Origin of the sequence: Staphylococcus marylandisciuri, assembly GCF_025519785.1 — a bacterium.
In the GTDB taxonomy this organism is placed as follows: domain Bacteria; phylum Bacillota; class Bacilli; order Staphylococcales; family Staphylococcaceae; genus Staphylococcus; species Staphylococcus marylandisciuri.
Window position 1 is genome coordinate 38,280 of record NZ_JAOPKZ010000011.1, and the last position, 21,289, is coordinate 59,568.

A 21,289-nucleotide genomic window follows, 5' to 3' on the forward strand; every position below is an offset into this window, starting at 1 on the left:
GGAGATTCAATTATGATTAATAATATTATACAAACCCAAAATTTAACAAAAAAGTTTTCGGATAGTTATTCAGTGGACAACCTATCACTTAATGTTGGGGCGAAAGAAATATATGGTTTTTTAGGACCAAATGGAGCTGGTAAAAGTACTACCATGAAAATGCTATTAGGGCTCATGCAACCAACTAAAGGTAATATTAAAATATTTAACCAAGATATTTCAAATAATAGAGATGAAATATTAAAAGATGTCGGGGCGTTAATTGAAGAACCCTCTTATTATAATAATTTAACTGGACTAGAAAATTTACAAATTATTCAAAGATTACTAAACTTGCCTTCTAAAAATGTTAAAGAAGCTCTGAAAATTGTCCGTTTAACTGAACACAAGGATAAATTAGTCAAAAACTATTCATTAGGTATGAAGCAAAGGTTAGGTATTGCTTTAGCTATAGTAAAATTTCCCAAGCTATTAATATTAGATGAACCAACTAATGGCTTAGATCCTTCTGGTATACACGAAATTAGAGAACTAATCAAATCTTTCCCCAAAAACTACGGTATGACTGTATTTATATCTAGCCATATATTATCTGAAATTGAACATATGGCTAAAACAGTAGGTATTATTAATAGAGGCAAACTCTTATTTGAAGGAAAGTTAACAGAATTAGAAGAACAGAACAAAATTTTGATAAATACTAATAATAACAGGGAGTGTATCAACTTCCTACAATCAAAAGGATATAAGCTAGAAAAAAATGAAAATCCTATTCTATTAGATATAGACCAAAAAGATATATCTACTGTAGTTAAATTGTTAGTTTACAATCATTTTGAAATTTACCAAGTACAATCAGTTCAGAAAAGTTTAGAAGAAAAATTTATAGAAATAACTAATGATGGAAAGGAATACTTATAAATGTTAAAAGCTATAAATCTAGAATTTTTCAAAATGCGAAGAAGAAAATTTATCCTTCCAATAGTTCTGATTACCTTTGTTGGTATATTATGGTCTAGTGCTATATCAATTAAAGAACTAAAACTTACAGATACTAAATACGGTATATATATGCTTACTTCTAATATTTTAACTGTTGACAGTATGATTTACCCAATCTTAATAGGTATCTTATGTTCAAGACTAGCAGATATAGAACACAAAGGAAAAACCTTCCAGTTATTAAATACAAGTAAACAAAGTGTTTTCAATTTGTTCAGTAGTAAAGTTATTGTTTCGCTTATTATTTTGTTTGTAATTGACATTATACAATTAATAAATATTTCAATAATTGCTAGTTTAAATAATATTAATTTGAATTTAGCAATTGTTTCAAAATTTATACTAAGCTTTATAATAGCTAGTTTTCTCTTAATATTAATTCATATGGCTCTTTCTTTCTTTTTTGAAAAGCAATCAATCAGTATTGTATTAGCACTAGTAGGAAGTTTTTTAGGGTTAGTAACAGGAGGAATGTTGCCATCATATATTAAAGTATTTCTACCTTGGCAATACTATTCATTATTAAATCCAGTCCATAAAAAAATGATTCATAAAGGGTTTGAATACTCCTATAATACTTATTATCTTATTTACATTTTCGTTTCTGTAATAATAATAGTAATCTTATTTCTTGTTATTAAGTTGTTATTAAAAAGGAGGGATTTAACTTGATAGCTTCACTAAAAATTGAATTACGAAAACTAAAAAATAACTATATTTTAATTTTCTTATTAATTTTTAATATATTAAGCGTGTCTATAGGATGTATGATATTTTATTTTAATCAAAGTGCTTTTCCTAACTTAAATAATCGAGATTTAATATTATGGGGACAAGAAACATTATATACTTCACAACTTTTCTTCCCCATACTGATTGGTGTTTTAGTTTCAATAAGTTGGCAATTTGAGGAATCTAATAATAATTGGATGAGAATGAAAACTATACCTTTAAAAGAGAGTAAGATAATTGTATCTAAATTTTCATCTATTTTCTTACTTACTTTGCTAAACCAAATTATTTTTTTTCTATTATTTTGTATCTCTGCGTCAATAGTAAATGTATCTTTAGAACAATTACATAAATTTATATTCTGGGATCTTATGGGGTGGATAGGCACGGTATCTATTATTGCTTTACAACTATATTTATCAGTAACCACTAGAAATTTCACTTTTCCAATTTTAATATCAACAGTTGGTGGTGTAGCAGGTCTTCTAACATTGTTCATTAGTAATTTTATCTTTAAAATATTTCCATACTCGCAAATTACAGTTGGTGTGAGGTCTAGGTCTTTAATGAACTTTAATTTTTCAGAGATGTTACTTTTTCTTATAATAAATGCAATTTATATAGTAACGTTTTTAACACTTACTATTTTAAAGCTTAAAAAAAGAGAGGATTGATTAAAAATGAAAAAAAGATATCACTTAATTTTTGTGATTGCACTTTTGCCTCTAATTACTTTGTTATTACAATTAATGAGCTTTTCGTTTATCCATAATCATCAAAGTTTTTTCTCAATATTTAATGTTATCTGCATACTTATTACTATTACTTACTCAATTATTTTATTGAAGAACACTAAGGAAAAAAATAATGTGCAGAAAACCATTCTTACTTTGTCTGTTATCTATCTAATGAATTTTATTTTCATCATTTTTGGAGTGATAATTAATACGTTTAATTGAAATAGTAGGACCAATAAACAACTATTAAAATTTTATTTTATATAGAATATACTAAGGTTTGCTATGAAGCAATTTTTCATGATAAATTTTTTTGACTCTACTCTAAATAGGGCTAGTGATTCAATGATGATCACCCCAAAGGGAGCGGGACAGAAATCTAATTTGAACAAAAAGATTTCGTAGTCCCGCCCCGGCAAGGATGACTAGAATTGAAGAAAGCTTGATACAAGCGCATTTTCAAATCAGTCATCTACTGCCAAGGTGTTGAAAGAGGCTGAGACATTACATTATGCCCGCTCCCATAAGGTACATTTTTATGAGTACATTACAAATACGAATTTAAAAATTCAAGTAGTTAAAGAATATTTAAATTAAGATACAACCCTTTGTAGTTTTACTTATCCTTACTGATCGATTGAATATTTTATTACCTTTTATGCTGAACAATTATTAGCCAATGAGAGACCTTAGTTAGACTGAAAGCGCTAACAGTATAGTGTTATTAAAGAGCACAGAATTACTGGCAAATAGAGTAATTGAAATAAAATAGATATTGATTAGTTATTTACATTTAGCTATAATTGATATTAATTATCAATTAGGGAGTGTCTTTTTGAAATACTTATTAATAACAATTGGTATTATATTTACTATCATTGGTTTTGTAGGAGTTGTATTACCTTTGTTACCTACTACACCATTTTTGCTAGTAGCTGTTATTTGCTTTTCTAATAGTTCTGAGAAGTTTAAGAATTGGTTAGTTAATACTAAAGTTTATATAAATTTTGTTGAAAGCTTTAAAAAAAATAGAGGATATACTTTAAAGAATAAGTTTAAACTTTTGCTTAGTTTATATATTGTTGTAGGTTTTTCATTTTATATGTTAGATCATTTTATTATTAGAATAGGTTTAGTAGTAATGGTTATACTTCAAACTATTGTTTTATTTACTTTCGTAAGAACACTTCCAGAAACTACGAAGGAGATATAAAAATATGTTTATGGCAGAAAATCGTTTAGAACTAAAAAAAGGGAGCGCTGAAGAAACTACTAAGCGTTTTTATAATCGACAAGGTATTGAAAATATTGAAGGTTTTAAAGATATGTTAGTGACTGTGAGTCGTGAAATTGAAGATATTGAAGAAGTTAAAATACTAACTATTTGGGATTCTGAGGAATGTTTTAAAAATTGGCTTAAATCAGACGAATTTAAAGAAGCTCATAAAAATGTTAGACAAAACAAAGAAGATAGTCAAAGTCCTATTTTAAAAAATGAGGTTTCTACTTATTCAATAGCTTATAAATATGTTGAGTATTAATATATAGGTCTTTATTCTTGGTTTTTAAAATGAGTTTCTTCTCTTGATAATAAGGATAAACAAGAATTTATGAAAATATTTTCCAAACATTTAAAAGTCTCATCCGAGCATAAAAAATTTTCTTAATGAATATAATAGTCACTTTGCAACTGGTTTAGAAAATGAAAAGGGCTGAAGATATTATGCACAAAATTAGATTAACTCCAGTATTATTATTATCTCTATTACTAATGATAAATCTTTACTCATGCGAAAATAATCACAATAGCACTTCTAAATCAGATTCTTACAAATCTAATAAAAACAATAAAAATTTGAGTAGTAAGAAGATGAAAGTTGAAACAGAGGCATATCTACAAAGGAACGAAAAAATAGTTTCAAGTATCCAAAAAATGGATGGTAAAGACTTGAAAGAGCAAAGAACTATCATCACTAAAGCTAAGAGTAGACTTAAAGACAATAACGACAATTACTCTAAATTAATTAACGACCATAACATACCTGAAAGTTATTATAAAACAAAGGATATACTTAAATATTTTAAAGATGTATATGGCTTATTGGACGACTTAGATAGAACCCTAAAAGATATCGAACAAAATAAAGATTATTCAAAAATTAAAGATTTGTCTAAAATTCAAGATAAATACTATAAACAATTTAATGGTAAAAAAGAGGCAGAAATAAATGAATTTTTAGAAAAACATGATATTAAAACAGAGCTATTCAAGCAAGATGAGTTTTAACTTCAGAAACATAACAGTCTGGGATATAAAGTCTTGAATAAGAAGAAGCACTCGGATGAAATGAATTAAATCATCACGAGTGCTATTTTTCTGGTATTTATGTCTCAGTCTCTGATCTGTAGTTATCCGTCGAGGTTTCACGGGAGCGGGACAGAAATCTAATTTGAATAAAAAAGATTCTGTCCCGCTCCCATACATACGATTCCTTTTTCATTGAAATATTATTATAAAATCAATTTTACAACAGAAACGTTATTTTTCACCTAACCTTTTTGACTGTTCTAACTGATGGAAGACATTCTCTATCTTTCCGAATGGTTTAATCCATTTAACCTTTATATAATTAGGACTAAGAGCAGATAACTTGTAGTCAATGTGTTATTTCTTCAACATAGTAGAGAGATACAACAATTATTATAGTTTCCAATTTAATAAGTGATAAGCGGCGGAAGATACTAAATATGAGTTTGATTTGTCATAATTAGAGGTAAAAATAAGCTATATCAAATGTATTGCATGGGAGCGGGACAGAAATCTAATTTGAATAAAAAGATTTCGTAGTCCCGCCCCGGCAAGGATGACTAGAATTGAAAAAAGCTTGATACAAGCGCATTTTCAAATCAGTCATCTACTGCCAAGATACTGAAAGAGGCTGGGACATTACATAATATCCCAGCCTCAAATTAAAAGTATTAGTTAATGATTTCAAGGTTAATGCAGAGACTGTAAAGTATATAAACATAAATATTGCATTAGATAAATGTATGAGAGTAGAATGGTAAAGTTGGTTTTTATAAGTAATGTAATTAAGTAGTTAACATGTTGTTCCTATAAAATCTGTTGAAACGAAAGAAGGGTTATATGTGACAGAAAATAATTCATCAAGTGTGAAACAGAATATACCGTTGTTTATCGTGTTACTTTCAGGTGCGTTTATCACCATTTTAAATCAAACTTTACTCGGTACTGCACTCCCACCAATTATGAAAGATTTAAAGATAGATGAGAATACTGCACAGTGGTTGCAATCTATCTTTATGCTTATTAATGGTATCATGATTCCAGTAACAGCATTTTTAATTGAGCGGTTTACATCTCGACAACTATTCTTATCTGCAATGACTCTATTTGCTATAGGGACAGTGTTCTGTGCTGTGGCGCCAGAATTCACTACTATCTTAATAGGTCGTATCTTGCAAGCTGCTGGTGCTGGTATAATGATGCCGCTTATGCAAACCCTGTTGTTTATGCTTTTCCCTAAAGATAAGAGGGGAACAGCGATGGGGCTATTTGGTCTCATCATTGCCTTTGCACCTGCGATTGGCCCTACACTTTCTGGTATACTAGTTGAACATCTAACTTGGAGAAGTGTGTTCTACGTTATCTTGCCTATAGCGATTATTAATATCATTACTGCTTACTTCCTACTACGAAATGTCACAGAGTTAAAACATCCTAAATTGGATAAACTCTCTGTACTATTATCAACGCTCGGATTTGGTGGTTTACTTTATAGTTTCAGTAGTGTAAGTGGTTCAGGATGGATAAGTGTCCAATTTATCTTACCGATGATTATTGGTATTGTCTCATTATATTTATTCATTACACGTCAATTGAAATTAGAGCAGCCTATGTTAGAATTCCGAGTGTTTAAACATACCATATTTACATTAGGTACTGGGCTGAGCATGATCGTCTTCGGTGTGATGATTTCAACAAACGTTATTCTGCCACTATATATGCAAAATATGTTGCAATTTAGCGCTTTAGAATCTGGTCTAGCATTGTTACCCGGCGCAGTTATAATGGGGGCTATGAACCCGCTCACAGGATACCTCTTTGACAAATTTGGAGGGAAATGGCTAGCGCGTATTGGATTATTTATCTTATTCGCTTCAAGTTTAGCCTTTATCAATTTGGATAGTCATACAAGTTTTGCTTACGTCGCTTCAATGAACGCTGTACGTATGATATCTATAGCTATGGTTATGATGCCGATGACCACATTATCTATCAACCAATTGCCTGATAATTTGATTCCACATGGCACAGCGATGAATAATACATTTAGACAGATGGCCGGTGCAATTGGTACGGCTGTATTCATTACTATTATGTCTATGAGTGCAGATCCTTCTAAAGGTATGGACGGCATGGTACACGGCGTAAATATGTCATTCTTAGCTTCAGTTATTCTAGCTGGTCTAGCCTTCTTATTATCATTTAAGTTAAAAGACGAGAACGAAGAAGGGAAGAAGACACGGCGTAGAACAGCGGACTAATAGAAATAGAGGAAGTCTGCCCGTGGTGTAAAAATGTAAATAGATGAATAGTTAGTAAGCTAAAAAACTATTTTTATATACTGTAGTTAATTGAGCCTTGAGGTTCTATCCATTCTTGAAGGAAGGGCGAAAGTTTGCAGCTTTAAATATTTAAGCTCCTCATGATTAGTGTAAAAATCTAATGATGAGGAGTTTTCTTATTTATACTTCTTAAATGAGGGTGTATGATAAAAGGTAAGATAAAGTGGGAGTTTTTATAAGGAGTACCAAATTATGAAGATATTTATTGTCGAAGACGACTTGGTTATTGCAGAGAGTTTACAAGCAGAACTACAGAAGTGGCATTATGAAGTAGATATAGCATACGATTTCAATGCAATATTTGAAGAGTTTCAACGCAGTCAGGCGCACCTCATACTACTGGATATTAATCTGCCTTCATTTAATGGTTTCCATTGGTGCCAGGAAATTCGAAAGATCTCCAATGTACCTATCGTGTTCATTAGCTCTCGTACAGATAATATGGATCAAATTATGGCAATGCAAATGGGCGGAGATGATTTTATTGAAAAGCCCTTTGATATGTCCTTAACGATAGCGAAAATACAAGCCTTATTACGGCGGTCTTATAATTTCGCGGTTACACAAAACACCTTAGAAGCAAAAGGGTGCAAATTGTATATAGACGAAGCGAAAGTAGAATACAATGGTCAGACAGAAAGATTATCATTCACTGAGCTCCAAATAGTGCAATTACTTTTCCAAAACGAAGGAAAGTTTGTAAGTAAGACAGATTTGATTGAAAAGTGTTGGGAATCAGAACATTTTATTGATGATAACACGTTAGCTGTAAATATTAATCGTCTGCGTAAAAAGTTGCATAATTTAGGCTTAGAACATTTTATTGAGAATAGGAAGAATGTCGGTTACCGCATTTAGGAGGGGATGCGTATTAATTTTTTAAGATATGTTGGTAAAGAGTTATTTATTACCATAGTCCTATTGTTACTCTTTTTATATACTTTTTACGTCTATTCTTTACCTTTTGCTCCATTTCTCGTTGTGCTAGCTATTACGGTATTCATTTTCTGCCTGTACCTATTTTATCGCCTCATCACTTTTAAAAATGAAATCAGTCAAAAAGAATATATAGACAACCTTCAACATGAGATGCATGAAATTAGAAATGAGCAACTTCAGTATAAGAAAGAGGTAGAGGCCTATTTCCTAACATGGGTTCATCAGATGAAGACACCTATCACGGCCTCTAAACTATTGTTGTCCCGGAACGAAGAAGGAATGGCCAACAGAGTTAGACAAGAGATTATTCAAATCGATAACTATACTAATCTCGCTTTAAGTTATTTAAAACTATTAAACCACAAGGCAGATATGGTTATGAATCCTGTGAAAATTGACGATTTAATACGTCCTTTAATTAAGAAGTATTCAATTCAATTTATAGATAACAACACGCGAATTCATTATGAAAAGGTAGAAGAAACAGTTATCACAGATGCGCGATGGTCATCTATCATGATCGAGCAAATATTAAATAATGCTTTAAAGTATGCGCGCGGTAAAGATATATGGATTTATTTTGATCGAGAGGATAACATATTAAGCATTAAAGATAACGGGATTGGGATAAGTAAAGCAGATTTACCCAAGATATTTGACCAAGGTTATTCAGGGTATAATGGTCGTCTAAATGAAAGATCAAGCGGTATTGGACTATTTATTGTGAAACGCATTTCGAGCCATTTAAGTCACAATATTGATGTTTCCTCAACGCTTGGCGAGGGATCAATATTTAAGATTCAGTTCCCTCGGAATAATGGTTTTTAACTTAATTGATTGAAAGGGTTGAGTACATTATCTAGTAGTTGGAAGACATATCGCATGAATAGGTAAAGATGTGGGCAATGAGGAATGATTTTTTCAATACAGATATGCTCATGAAACTATAATACAATATGGCAGGGGACTGTTTATAGTTGAGAGTCACTGAAATAGTATGATGTAGCGTTATAGTATACAATGCTAGCGTGAGGAATATGAGAGATACGTTAATGTGAAATGGTTTAAATTTAGGTTAATCAATGTATCTTATTCTCAATCACTGCAGTTCTAATTGTATGTCTTTAACTTTATCATCTTCAGCTTCCCAAGCATAGTTAATGTAATTCTCAACCCTTTTTGAATTACCACTTTTAAATGAGTGCGATTTACCTTTCATTTATTATCCAAAAGTATAGTTACAACGTCACTCAATTTTGGCTCATATGAGCTGTGTTGAAGGGTATAAAGTAATCTGACTTAATGATGAGCCAGTCGATCTGTACACTTCATTTAAAAGTATAACTCTAGATTGAGGAATTTCTAAACTATCAATCACAACTTAAATATAAGCTACACACTTATAATGAGAGTCACATGGAAGAAAGTTAGCGTGTGCAAACGCTTATCAGTTATACATGATGTGATAGTGAGCTTAGCGGCTATCGCATGAAAAAGCATGCTCATAAATAAACGTGCTAGATATGACTTCTGCAACCATGAGGGTGGCACTCACTCTCTGTTGATATAAGTTTGAGTAGCCGAAATGGGTAAGCAAATTTATTTAAAAAGAGTTGAAATAAGAAGTGCCGCATTTGGGGAGAGGGGATTATGGTTTAAGACAAATAACATAATTTTAAATAATAACTGAGCTTACGACGCTTAAAGTTTTCTGATATTTCTAAAAACTAAAACTAAAACTTATGGATATCTACAGTGTACGCTATATTTTGATATCTGGATATACCCAATTTTATATCATTTTACTTTTTAAGTTGTAGGCTGTTTAATTTTGCGATTTTATCAACCTAAAATACTAAAATTATAACCAAAAAGAGAGGCTGGGACATAAATCCCAGCCGCTTTCAGCATCTTGGCAGTAGATGACTGATTTGAAAATGCGCTTGTATTAAGCTTTTTTCAATTCTAGTCATCCTTGCCGGGGCGGGACTACGAAATCTTTTATTCAAATTAGATTTCTGTCCCGCTCCCTCGAAAATAATTTTATGATAGGCATTGTATAAAAAGTTAATAAACGTCTCTTTGATAACGTTGTTCCTTACGCATCTTAGTAGTAAATTTCTCAGCCTCTTTTTCTGTGAAATGCCCTTCTTTTTGTAACACTTCTAAGATTGCATCATGAACCCCTGTAGCCATTTGATCTTTATCGCCACAGACGAATAGAGCGGCGCCATTGATGATCCAGTTATAGATGGTCTCGCTGTTCTCTAAAATAAGGTGTTGAACATAAACTTTATCTTTTGTTTCACGTGAAAAGGCTAAATCAAGTTTAGTTAGATAGCCTTTATCTAACCAATGTTCTAGTTCTTCTTGATAAAGATAGTCAGTTTTTCTATATTGATTACCAAAGATAAGCCAGCTATCTTTCTTTAATCCGCGATGCTCAGCCTCTTGTAAATAAGCTCGATAAGGCGCGATACCAGTCCCCGCACCAATCATGATAACTGGTGTCTTATCTTCAAATGGGAACTTGAAGTTTGGATTCTTTCTGAAATAAATAGGTATCTCATCTCCAGGCTTTAATCGATCTGCTATCTGAACGGAACATACACCGTGTCTATCGCGTCCATGAGAGTGATAGCGAACCGCACTCACTGTAATATGAACTTCAGAAGGCGTAACTAAATTACTACTGGAAATAGAGTATTCTCGTGGTGGCATCTTACGTAGAATATCTTGTAATAATTTAGGTTCTAAATGCTCTGGAGGGAAGTCCCTTAATAAATCTACAAAGTCTCTTCCGTAGGCATATGATTTCGCCCAGCCATCATCTAATAGGCTTTCTGATAGAGCGGCATTATTAAACATATCTCCAGCTTTAGTTAGAAGCGCAGGCGTGAGTTTCGTTATTTCAAAATGATAAATCAGAGCTTCTTTAAGCGAAGCCACCTCTCCTTCAAGATTAACTGGGATTTCTGTATCAGCCTTCCAATCAAGCGTTTGAATGAGGTCATCAACTAACTCTGGATCATTGTGGGGAATAATAGCTAAGATATCCCCGGGTTCATAAGATGTTTTTTCGGGATCTATTTCTAGCTCTAAATGGTGTACTTCTTTATTTGATCCAGGTTTATTTAACAGCACGTTATCAATGACTTTAGATTGGAATGGGTTAGCCTTTGTATATTGTTCGGAAGGTGTAGCGACGTCGCCTTTAGTCACTGATTCTTCTGGGCTTGAAGTGATGACACAAGCTGGACTACTTGGATCATGCATAGCTTCGTTAGTATGATCAGATTCACTTGAAACTGTTGTTACTGCGCTAGGTTCAGAGGGAGTAGTCTCTTTACTACACTCCTTTTCAGTTTCATTCACACGATCACTATTTGTTTCTTTACTATGAGAAACAGGACCACTAGCATTAAGGATGTCTAACATTTTATCCATCCATTGCTCAGAAGTTTCTTCGAAATCAAAGTCACAGTCTACACGAGGTGATAAACGGTTACCGCCTAATTCACCTAGAATATGATCGAAATCTTTTCCTGCTTGGCAGAAATTATCGAAATCTTGATCACCTAGAGCGAGCACTGAGAAGTTGACTTGAGACATGTCGGGAGCTTCATCGCTATGCAAGTACTCATAGGTATCTAAAGCATTAATTGGCGGCTCCCCTACACCTTGTGTTGAACAAATGATAAATAACGGGGAAGTGTGAGGGAGGTCTTCCGTTGAGAACTCGTCCATTTCATATAAATGAGTCTTAAAATCATGAGCTTTCAGCTTTTCTTCAAAATCTTCAGCTACACATTCAGCATTTCCAGTTTCAGTTCCAAAAAGAATCGTAATTTCTTCTGGCCGTTCAGTAAGCGTCGCACCCTTACCTTCAGAAGAGCTGTCTTTGTTCGTCTCTTGAACTTCATCACTCGAATTACTGTTATCTTCAAGGGATTGTTCTTCGGCCATAGTCTCGTTAGGCTGCGTTTCTTCAGCTTGAGTTCTTTCAGATTGGCTTAACAGGTAACCACTTAACCAGTTCTCTTGTTCTGGACTTAAAGTCGGCAATATTTTATTTAATAAAGACAGTTGTTCTTCGCTAAATGGACTGTTAGTTGAATTTAATTGCAACACATCTCACCTCTTACTTTCATTGTAATCCTATCTATTTTACTGTTAAAATATTCCGTTCATTATTAACACTACTACATTAATATAAGTTTATGCGTTAAACGTTATTAGCGCAACAGGGTTAAGACTGATGAGAGAGGGGGCCTTAATTATATTACTATCGCGTAAGGCTAACTACACTTCTATAATAGCGGAAAATGAGGTCTACTAGAAAACCTCTAGATTATTTAAAAAACCTTACTCCATCATTATCTCACACATCCAGTTACTATAAATCTACTTCTAACCACAATAAAAGTTCCCTCTGTAAATTCACCTAAGAATATCTTACAGAGGGAATAATCATATTCATCAAAGGGGAGCTGGGACATAAAGGTCTTTGCCGGGGCGGGACTACGAAATCTTTTTATTCAAATTAGATTTCTGTCCCGCTCCCATTTAGGTTTTCAAACATTGTGTATCGTATTTCAGACTTCAAATTTGTTTAACAATAATTAGGTTTAAGTTATAGGGCATCAATTGAATGATAAATATTATTATACATCATGCATTAGGTTTAATCGCAAATGCTCGAACTGGGAAGCCTGGTGCATCCTTAGGTTTTGGACTAATAGCATAGATGATAGCGCCACGTGTAGGGAGTTGGTCTAAATGGGCTAACAGTTCTACTTGGAAGGTATCTTGACCTAAGATATAACGTTCCCCAACGATATCACCATTTTTAGCTACATCCACCGATGCGTCAGTATCAAATGTTTCATGGCCTATAGCTTTGACGCCCCGTTCTTCTATTAGAAACTTTAATGCATCAAGCCCCCAACCGGGCAAATGTTGGTTCCCTTGAGCATCTTTATTTTCAAAGCGTTCACTATCTGGCCAACGCTTAGACCAATCTGTGCGTAGAGCTACGAAGGTATCGCTTTCAATTTTACCATGTTGACCTTCCCAGGTTAATAAATGATCTTTAGTTAATATGAAATCTGCATTGTCTTGGGCTTCTGTTGAATAATCTAACACGATAAGCGGTAATACTAATTCTTTCAAATCTAATTCATCAAGATAACGTTTATTCTCCACGAAGTGTATAGGTGCGTCGATATGTGTACCATATTGTGTTACTAAATTCCATCTCTGAACGTAGAAACCATGTTCTTTGACGGTAAACAATGTAGAAACATTCGCTTTTTCAAATTCACTAAATCGTGGAATGTCTTCATCAAACGTGTGAGTCAAGTCGACCCACGTTGCGGATTTGAGTTCATTTAATTGATTCCATAGAGGATACGTCATACTGGTCACCTCTTATACATTAATAAATGTTATTTCGCTGGTGCTGGGTCGTTAGTTTCTCTGAGTTTCTTAACCGAATCTACTAGGACAGTTAATGCTTCTTTAACTTCCTCTTCTTTACGCGTCTTCAAACCACAGTCTGGGTTAACCCAGAAGAGTGAGCGATCGATATTTTGCAATGCACGCTCTATTGCAGTAGTAATTTCCTCTTCTTTAGGAATACGTGGGCTGTGGATATCGTAAACGCCAAGACCGATTCCCAAATCATAAGTAATATCTTCAAAGTCTTTAATTAAATCACCATGGCTACGAGAAGTTTCGATTGAAATAACATCTGCGTCTAAGTCACGGATAGCATGGATAATTTGACCGAATTGAGAATAGCACATGTGTGTGTGAATTTGTGTTGCATCTTTCACTGACGATGTTGCTAATCTGAATGAGTGAACGGCTTTCTTCAAGTAGTCTTCATGATATTCAGAACGTAGTGGTAAACCTTCACGCAAAGCAGGTTCATCAACTTGAATTACTTTAATACCCGCTTCTTCTAATGCAAGGACTTCTTCGTTAATAGCGAGTGCAATTTGGTCTTGAACTTGTTCTCGAGGAATATCCACGCGTTCAAATGACCAGTTAAGAATAGTTACTGGACCAGTTAACATACCTTTAACAGGACGGTCTGTTAAACTTTGCGCGTATTTTGTTTCCTCAACTGTAATGGGTTCCGTCCATTTCACATCGCCATAGATAATTGGTGGTTTAACTGCACGAGAACCGTAAGATTGAACCCAACCGTATTTCGTTACTAAGAAACCTTGTAAGCGTTCACCGAAGTATTCCACCATATCATTACGTTCGAACTCTCCGTGAACAAACACATCTAAACCGATATCCTCTTGAATCTTAATCCAGCGTGCAATTTCATTTTCTAAGAACTCTCTATACGCTTCATCGCTAATACGGTTATTCTTCCAATCAGCACGTTTTTTTCGTACCTCTTGAGTTTGAGGGAAAGAGCCGATTGTAGTAGTTGGTAAATCTGGCAAGTTTAAGACTTCCTGTTGCGCTACTCGGCGATCTTCGAATGATGACTGACGAGCTGTGCGTACTGAATCGAAGTCGTATTCAGCGTTCTTAAAGTCTTGTTTATTAAAGCGTGTGTAGCGTTCTTGAAGATCATTGAATTTGCTCTCATCGTTGTCGTTAAATAAACGTTTTAATGCATCTAACTCTTCTAATTTTTCTGTAGCGAAGCTGATACCATCTGCAATTGCTTCATCTAATACTTCGTCATCAAGCGATACTGGCACGTGTAAGAGGGATGATGAAGGTTGAATAACTAATTCATCTGTGAACTCTTGAAGTGTTTCAATAAGTTGCTTTTTATCTTCTAAATCGGCAGCCCAAACATTTCGACCGTCGATGATACCTGCGTAAATAGCTTTATCTTTATCTAAATAACCTGATTGAATTTGAGCTAAATTGTAGCCGTTATCATGTACGAAGTCTAATCCATAACCTTTAACTGGCAAAGTATTTACAAACTCGAGATTGACGCGTTCAAAGTAAGTTTGAATGACGAGTTTCTCACCAAGGCCTGCTTCACTGAAGTAATCGTAAGCTTTCTTAGTGATCGCTTCGTAGTCCTTACTTTCATCAGTTACTAGGATAGGCTCGTCAATTTGAATATATTCAGCACCAGCTTCAACGAGTTCACTTAATACTTGTTTATATAATGGTAAAAGTGTTTCTACTTTCTCCTCAAAGCTTTGATTACCGCCTTTAGATAATTTAACGAAAGTAATTGGACCTACAATAACCGGGTGGGCGTTTACATTCAATGTTTGAGCGTATTTAAAGCGTTCTAGTAAAATGTTATCGTTCACTTTTGGTTCCACGTTATCCCATTCAGGAACGATGTAGTGATAGTTGGTGTTGAACCATTTAATTAAAGCGCTTGCTACATTTTCTTTGTTACCGCGTGCAATATCGAATAATAGATCAGTATTAACTGGATTGCCTTGGAAACGCTCAGGAATAATGTTGAACAAGAGCGAAGTATCTAAGATGTGATCGTAAAGTGAGAAATCACCTACGGGAACACTATCCAAATTATAATTTTTTTGAAGCAATAAATTCTCTTTGTGTAAATCTGTTAGAGTAGTATTTAATTCGTCTAACGTAATCTTTTTTGACCAATAACTTTCAATTGCTTTCTTCCATTCTCTTTTTCGTCCTAATCTTGGAAATCCTAAATTTGAAGTTTGAATTGTCATGATAATGCCTCCTGTTTAAATGAAGTTATATTCTTTGAATATTGTGCTAAATCTATAGAGAAATCCACGCGTTGAAACGGTGTAATGAGATATAAACCGTTAAAGTATTCGTGAACTGTATCTATCAAATCTTTAGATAACCTTAAGCTGAGTTCTCGTGTCTTTGCTTTATCGTCTTTGACGGCTTCAAATTGATTGAGAACCTCTTCAGATAGAGTGATGCCGGGCACTTCATTGTGAAGGAATAGAGCGTTATTATAACTCGTTATCGGCATAATCCCTATGAAGAAAGGTGTATCTAGGTGTTTAGTGGCTTCATATATTTCTTTAATCTTATCTTTGTGGTAGACAGGTTGAGTAATAAAGTAATGCGTGCCACTTTGAATTTTTTGCTCTGCCCTTTTTACAGCGCCTTCTATCTTTCGAACGTTAGGATCAAAAGCGCCTGCGATGTTAAAGTTGGTGTGCTTTTTCAACTCTGCGCCGTCAGTGTTGATACCTTGATTGAAACGAATAGCCATTTCTGTTAATCCTTTAGAATTTACGTCGTAGACATTAGAAGCGCCCGGTAAATTACCGATGCGGGCAGGGTCACCGGTAATGGTAAGTATTTCATTAATACCTAGTAGAGATAATCCGAGAAGATGAGATTGTAGACCTATTAAATTCTTATCTCTACAAGCGATGTGCACTAGTGGTTCTAATTTGTAATTCTGTTTAATGATACTCGCTGCAGCTATATTACTTATTCTTACTGTGGCAAGCGAGTTATCAGCGAGTGTAATTGCATCGACATCAAGTTGATCTAATTTTTCAACATTTTCGAAAAATTTATTCGTATCCAAATGTTTAGGCGTATCGAGTTCAACGATGATAGTTGGACGTTTCTTTACGAGTGATGTAAGGTTGTCCTTTTGGGTGTCTGCTTGATGTTTATTCTGGTGTTTTTTAATCGGTATGACATTTTTTCTAGTCACTGGTGATAGATCTTTCACGGCCTCTTTGATATATCTTACGTGATCTGGTGTAGTTCCACAGCAACCACCGATTAGGCGAACACCTTCGTTAATTAACTTTTTAGCCTTTTTACCAAAGTATTCGGCATTATCGCTATAACGAATTTCAGTGTTCTCAATATCTAACATGCTTGCGTTGGGGTAACATGAAAGGTAAGCCCCTTTGGGTAGTTCGATATGTGAGAACGACTGTTGCATATGATGAGGGCCGTGATGACAGTTGAGGCCCACTACATTGGCGCCGCTTTGAACTACTTGTTTTAACGCTTCGTTAATCTCGCTACTATCTCTAAGATAATTGGTATTTGAAGCGGTTAGTTGGGCGATAATTGGGATGTCTGATTTTTGTCTTGCAGATTTAACCACTTCAGTTAATTCTTCTAAGTCGTAGTAAGTTTCGAAAAGGAGGGCATCAACGCCTGATTCTATTAAGGTATCAATTTGTAATTCGGTATGGTAAAGAATCGTTGATAGATTAAGTTCTTCTTGAGTCACTCCTCGAAAACCACCTACCGTACCTAGTATGATCGTCTCTTCATTAGCAGCACGTTTAGCTATCTTTACAGCAGCCTGATGAATCTGTTTAACTTTATGTTCAAGACCGAATGATTTGAGTTTTTCAAAATTTGCACCATACGTATTGGTTTGTATGACATCCGCACCGGCTTCTATATATGAGCGATGGATGGCTTCTATCTTACTCGGATGGGTGAGGTTATAAGCTTCTGGACAGGTATCAAGACCCTCTGAAAAGAGGATCGTGCCCATCGCGCCGTCACCAACTAGAATGTTGCTCTGGAGCTTGTCTAGAATTGGATTCATGGAAGGCCTCCTTAAACGCGTAGTTGAAGTCAGCTATGAGCTCATTAGGATCTTCTAAACCTACGCTAAGTCTGAATAATCCGAATGTTATCTGGCGTGCTTCTCTTACTTCTTTCGGGACAGCTGCGTGTGACATCGTAGCTGGATGGGAAAGAATGGTTTCGACACCGCCAAGACTGACTGAAACAAGAGGGAGGGTTAAAGCATCCACTAAAGCTTGTGCTTTCGTTTCATCTTTAAGGCGGAATCCTAATACTGCGCCCCCATGTTTAGCTTGAGCAAGGTGCTTATCATTCAATCCTGGATAATAAACTTCAGCAATCTCATCTCGTGATTGGAAAAAGTCAACGAGTTTCTCTGCATTTCTTACGGATTGGTTGAAGCGCACCGGCAACGTTTTTAGATGTTTAACCAAAGTCCAACTGTCTTGAGCAGATAGAGCTGTTCCGGTGCCGTTCTGCAATAGATATAGTGAATCTGCTATTTCTTTGTTATTAGTTATGGCAGCGCCGGCAATGATATCACTATGACCGCCTAGGAACTTCGTGGCACTATGCACGACAATATCAGCACCCAGCTCTAGAGGTGATTGACCAAGCGGTGTCATAAACGTGTTATCTACCGCGACAATTAAATTGTGGTCATGCGCAATCTTAGAAGCTTCGCGAATATCTGTCACTTTGAATTTAGGATTAGATGGTGTTTCAAGGTAAACGAGTTTCGTATTACTTTGAATAGCGTTTCTAATCTCGTCAGTATGGGTGGTATCTACTGTACTGAATTGAATGTTGAACCGAGTGAGAATCTGTTCTGTTAATCTGAATGTGCCTCCATACACGTCATCTGGTAAGATCACGTGATCGCCACTATTCAATGACAGTAGAACTGCTGAGATTGCTGCTATACCAGAAGCATAGGCAAAAGCGTAATCGCCACCTTCTAATTTAGCTAGTTTTTCTTCTAGTAATTGCCGATTTGGATTACCGCTACGAGCGTAATCATATTCTGGGTTGCCACCTAATACTTTTTGGTGAAAGGTCGATGAGTCGTAAAGCGGTGGATTAGCAGAACGATAATCGTGGCCGCGATGGGAATCAAATATAACTTCTGTGTCTTTAGATAAACTCATGTCATCACTCCTACTCTAGATTTATCAAGCGCTTGGATAATGTCACTCTCTATATCTTCATAATCCTCAATTCCAATTGACAGGCGAATTAAATATTCATCAATACCACGCTTATCTTTCTCTTCATCAGGCATATCAATGTGTGTCTGTGTATAAGGGAAAGTTATAAATGTTTCTGTGCCCCCTAAGCTCTCTGCAAAAATACAGACTTGAATGTGTTCTAAGAACTTACCGACGTCATAATCTTTCTTTAAACGGAGGCTTAACATTCCTGTGCGTCCGCTATAGAGGACTTTATCAATAGCCTCTAGTGAACTACAGCGTTGAGCAAGTCTTTTCGCATTACTTTCAGAGCGATCTATTCTTAAGTGCAACGTTTTTAAACCACGTTGTAATAGATAGCTATCGAACGGTGACAGCGTGGCACCAATCATATTGTGAAAGCTCGCTAGCTCTTCAGCGAGTTGTTCGTCTTTAACTGTGACCACTCCAGCTAATACGTCATTATGTCCGCCGATGTACTTTGTAGCTGAGTGCAAGACGATGTCTGCCCCTTCTTCTAGCGGTGTTGATAAGTACGGCGTTAAGAATGTGTTGTCGATAATAGTTAGTAACTGATGTTCTTGAGCTAATACGTAATAAGGTTCTACATCTACTTCAATCATTTGTGGGTTAGATATAGGTTCTATAAATAGTGCGCGTGTTTGAGGTGTGATAGTGCTTGCGACTTCTTCGTAGTTTAAAAAGTCTACGTATTTAAACCGAATACCATATTGTTGCTCATAGAAATCAAATAATCTAAAAGTCCCACCATATAAATCGAAAGAAACTAGAATTTCGTCGCCTGGTTTAAAGAGGTTGCAAATAAGTTGTATAGCTGACATGCCGCTTGAAGTTGCGAATGAAGCGATGCCGCGCTCTAACTTTGCGAAAGCCTCTTCAAAAGCAGAGCGAGTGGGATTTTTCGTTCTAGAATAATCATACCCTGTAGATTCACCGAGATGAGGGTGCTGATACGCAGTGGATAAATGGATAGGATTGGCTACAGCACCAGTTGCATCTTGCGTTAGTGCGATCTGTGCGAGTTCTGTGTTTTTCATATTAAGCATCCTCCTTTTACTAAAAAAAGCTTCCGTCCTTTAAACCCGAATACTATCGGATGTAAAGGACGAAAGCTTTGCTTCGCGGTACCACCTTTATTTGTTACTTTATCACTAAAGTAACCTTGTCCAGTACGCTACTTGTTAATATCTAGGGTACCGAACACTAAACATATATCAAATAGCTCATTATACGAGAAAGACGAGCATTAACCTGATATATGACGTGAATCAATCCAGTACGCCATTTAACAAATATTTATACTGTATCGCTATAACGGGCGAACCCGTTGATATCTCATATTGATATCAACACTCAAAGGCCATTTTCAAACTTTCTTTCTGTGTCTTCTTTCAGCGACCAAAGACTCTCTGTGCCAGCAGGGTAAGTTCTACTTTCCTTATTGCTGTGTTTAAACGCTTAATCAATTTATTACAACTCAGTTTACAGACAGAGCAATAGTTTGTCAACTACTTTTCTGAAAATTGCGAGTTGAAAAAATAATTGAATATACATTAAATATTGATACAACAACGTTTACCACTTGTGAATAGTTAGAAAAATTTCTACAATAAAGAGTGATTAAAGGAGAGGAGAGGGTAAGATGAGGCGTTCAGATAATAAATACGTAGATGGCAATGAAGACGCTACTGTCTATCATATTGCAATCAAAGATATCAAACCGAACCCTTATCAACCGAGGAAAACATTCGATGAAGAGAGCCTAGTTGATCTAGCGGACTCAATTAAACAACATGGAATCCTTCAACCTATCGTTCTTAGGCAAACTGTTAAGGGCTATCATATTGTGGTAGGAGAACGGCGTTATCGCGCTGCACAAATAGCGGGGTTAAGTGAGCTGCCAGCGATAGTTAAACAGCTGACGGAAAGCGAAATGATGGAGCTTGCAATTATCGAGAATTTGCAACGAGAAGATTTAAATGCGATGGAAGAAGCCGAGAGCTATGCGAAATTGATGCATGATTTAAATATGACTCAACAAGAGGTGGCCAAACGATTAAGTAAATCTAGGTCGTACGTAGCGAACATGTTAAGATTACTCAACTTACCACAGCCGATAGCCAAAATGATTCGGGAAGAGAAGATTTCTGGTGCGCATGGGCGGACGTTATTGGCGATGAAAGATGTGCATAAGATGAAGCGTTTAGCGAAGAAAGTTGCTCAAGAGAAGTGGAGCGTACGGTACTTAGAACGCTATATTGCAGATCATAAGGTGAATCAGAAAGTAGAGACGTCATCGAAGCGCGCTCAATCTAAACCTCAATTTATAAGAAAACAAGAGCGCCAATTAAAGGAGCAGTATGGCACTCAAGTTTCTATTTCAACGCGCAACCAAAAGGGGCAAATTACATTTGAGTTTACCTCTGAAGCTGAATTCAAACGGCTCATACGCCAATTAAATAATGACCAATTGTTTTAATAGAGTAGTGAGTATTTATCAATCAG

The 21,289-nt window shown here is 35.3% G+C and carries 16 protein-coding genes and 1 other annotated feature; of the genes, 10 read left to right on the forward strand and 6 right to left on the reverse strand.

Translation table 11 applies throughout. The annotated features are described in order from the left end of the window. The first annotated feature begins 12 nt into the window (after positions 1-12). From N9R04_RS07325 to N9R04_RS07365, 9 genes are all read left to right on the forward strand, one after another. Positions 13-921 carry an ABC transporter ATP-binding protein gene (locus N9R04_RS07325; RefSeq protein WP_262856064.1) on the forward strand — a complete coding sequence of 303 codons (909 nt, stop codon included), beginning with the start codon at positions 13-15 and terminating at the stop codon, positions 919-921. Further along, positions 922-1,674: an ABC transporter permease gene (locus tag N9R04_RS07330; RefSeq protein WP_262856065.1), complete on the forward strand. Its 753-nt coding sequence runs from the start codon at positions 922-924 to the stop codon at positions 1,672-1,674. It begins immediately after the preceding gene. Continuing rightward, on the forward strand, positions 1,671-2,408 hold the full coding sequence (locus N9R04_RS07335; RefSeq protein ID WP_262856066.1) for an ABC transporter permease: 738 nt from the start codon (positions 1,671-1,673) through the stop codon (positions 2,406-2,408). The genes N9R04_RS07330 and N9R04_RS07335 overlap by 4 nt, the downstream gene beginning before the upstream one ends. Positions 2,409-3,306: 898 nt before the next feature. After that, positions 3,307-3,684, forward strand: a complete 378-nt coding sequence (locus N9R04_RS07340; RefSeq protein WP_262856067.1) for a YbaN family protein — start codon at positions 3,307-3,309, stop codon at positions 3,682-3,684. A gap of 4 nt (positions 3,685-3,688) precedes the next feature. Then, a complete protein-coding gene (locus N9R04_RS07345) occupies positions 3,689-4,012 on the forward strand; it encodes an antibiotic biosynthesis monooxygenase (RefSeq protein WP_262856068.1) in 324 nt (107 codons plus the stop codon). Positions 4,013-4,173: 161 nt separating this feature from the next. After that, complete coding sequence (locus N9R04_RS07350; RefSeq protein ID WP_262856069.1) at positions 4,174-4,758, forward strand: NDxxF motif lipoprotein; 585 nt, start codon at positions 4,174-4,176, stop codon at positions 4,756-4,758. Between the two features lie 863 nt (positions 4,759-5,621). Continuing rightward, positions 5,622-7,040 carry an MDR family MFS transporter gene (locus N9R04_RS07355; protein WP_262856070.1) on the forward strand — a complete coding sequence of 473 codons (1,419 nt, stop codon included), beginning with the start codon at positions 5,622-5,624 and terminating at the stop codon, positions 7,038-7,040. A 273-nt stretch (positions 7,041-7,313) separates the two neighbouring features. Then, entirely contained in the window at positions 7,314-7,979 is a 666-nt protein-coding gene (locus N9R04_RS07360; RefSeq protein WP_262856071.1) for a response regulator transcription factor, read from the forward strand. Positions 7,980-7,985: 6 nt separating this feature from the next. Beyond that, complete coding sequence (locus N9R04_RS07365) at positions 7,986-8,888, forward strand: sensor histidine kinase (protein WP_262856072.1); 903 nt, start codon at positions 7,986-7,988, stop codon at positions 8,886-8,888. Positions 8,889-10,127: 1,239 nt separating this feature from the next. Here the strand turns inward: N9R04_RS07365 and N9R04_RS07370 are convergent. The 6 genes from N9R04_RS07370 to N9R04_RS07395 form a co-directional block, all read right to left on the reverse strand. After that, complete coding sequence (locus N9R04_RS07370) at positions 10,128-12,188, reverse strand: diflavin oxidoreductase (protein WP_306439850.1); 2,061 nt, start codon at positions 12,186-12,188, stop codon at positions 10,128-10,130. 543 nt (positions 12,189-12,731) lie between these two features. Continuing rightward, complete coding sequence (locus N9R04_RS07375) at positions 12,732-13,478, reverse strand: cyclase family protein (RefSeq protein WP_262856074.1); 747 nt, start codon at positions 13,476-13,478, stop codon at positions 12,732-12,734. Between the two features lie 29 nt (positions 13,479-13,507). Next, positions 13,508-15,757, reverse strand: a complete 2,250-nt coding sequence (gene metE, locus N9R04_RS07380) for a 5-methyltetrahydropteroyltriglutamate--homocysteine S-methyltransferase (protein WP_262856130.1) — start codon at positions 15,755-15,757, stop codon at positions 13,508-13,510. Then, positions 15,751-17,592, reverse strand: a complete 1,842-nt coding sequence (locus tag N9R04_RS07385; protein WP_262856075.1) for a bifunctional homocysteine S-methyltransferase/methylenetetrahydrofolate reductase — start codon at positions 17,590-17,592, stop codon at positions 15,751-15,753. Before N9R04_RS07385 ends, metE begins: the two co-directional genes overlap by 7 nt. Then, positions 17,546-18,721 carry a cystathionine beta-lyase MetC gene (gene metC / locus N9R04_RS07390; protein ID WP_262856076.1) on the reverse strand — a complete coding sequence of 392 codons (1,176 nt, stop codon included), beginning with the start codon at positions 18,719-18,721 and terminating at the stop codon, positions 17,546-17,548. Before metC ends, N9R04_RS07385 begins: the two co-directional genes overlap by 47 nt. Continuing rightward, positions 18,718-19,821: a PLP-dependent transferase gene (locus tag N9R04_RS07395; protein ID WP_262856077.1), complete on the reverse strand. Its 1,104-nt coding sequence runs from the start codon at positions 19,819-19,821 to the stop codon at positions 18,718-18,720. Before N9R04_RS07395 ends, metC begins: the two co-directional genes overlap by 4 nt. Before the next feature lie 61 nt (positions 19,822-19,882). After that, positions 19,883-20,238: a binding site (T-box leader), on the reverse strand. A 188-nt stretch (positions 20,239-20,426) separates the two neighbouring features. On the opposite strand from N9R04_RS07395, the gene N9R04_RS07400 reads away from it, so the two are divergent. Next, entirely contained in the window at positions 20,427-21,263 is an 837-nt protein-coding gene (locus N9R04_RS07400; protein ID WP_262856078.1) for a ParB/RepB/Spo0J family partition protein, read from the forward strand. Positions 21,264-21,289 lie beyond the last annotated feature (26 nt).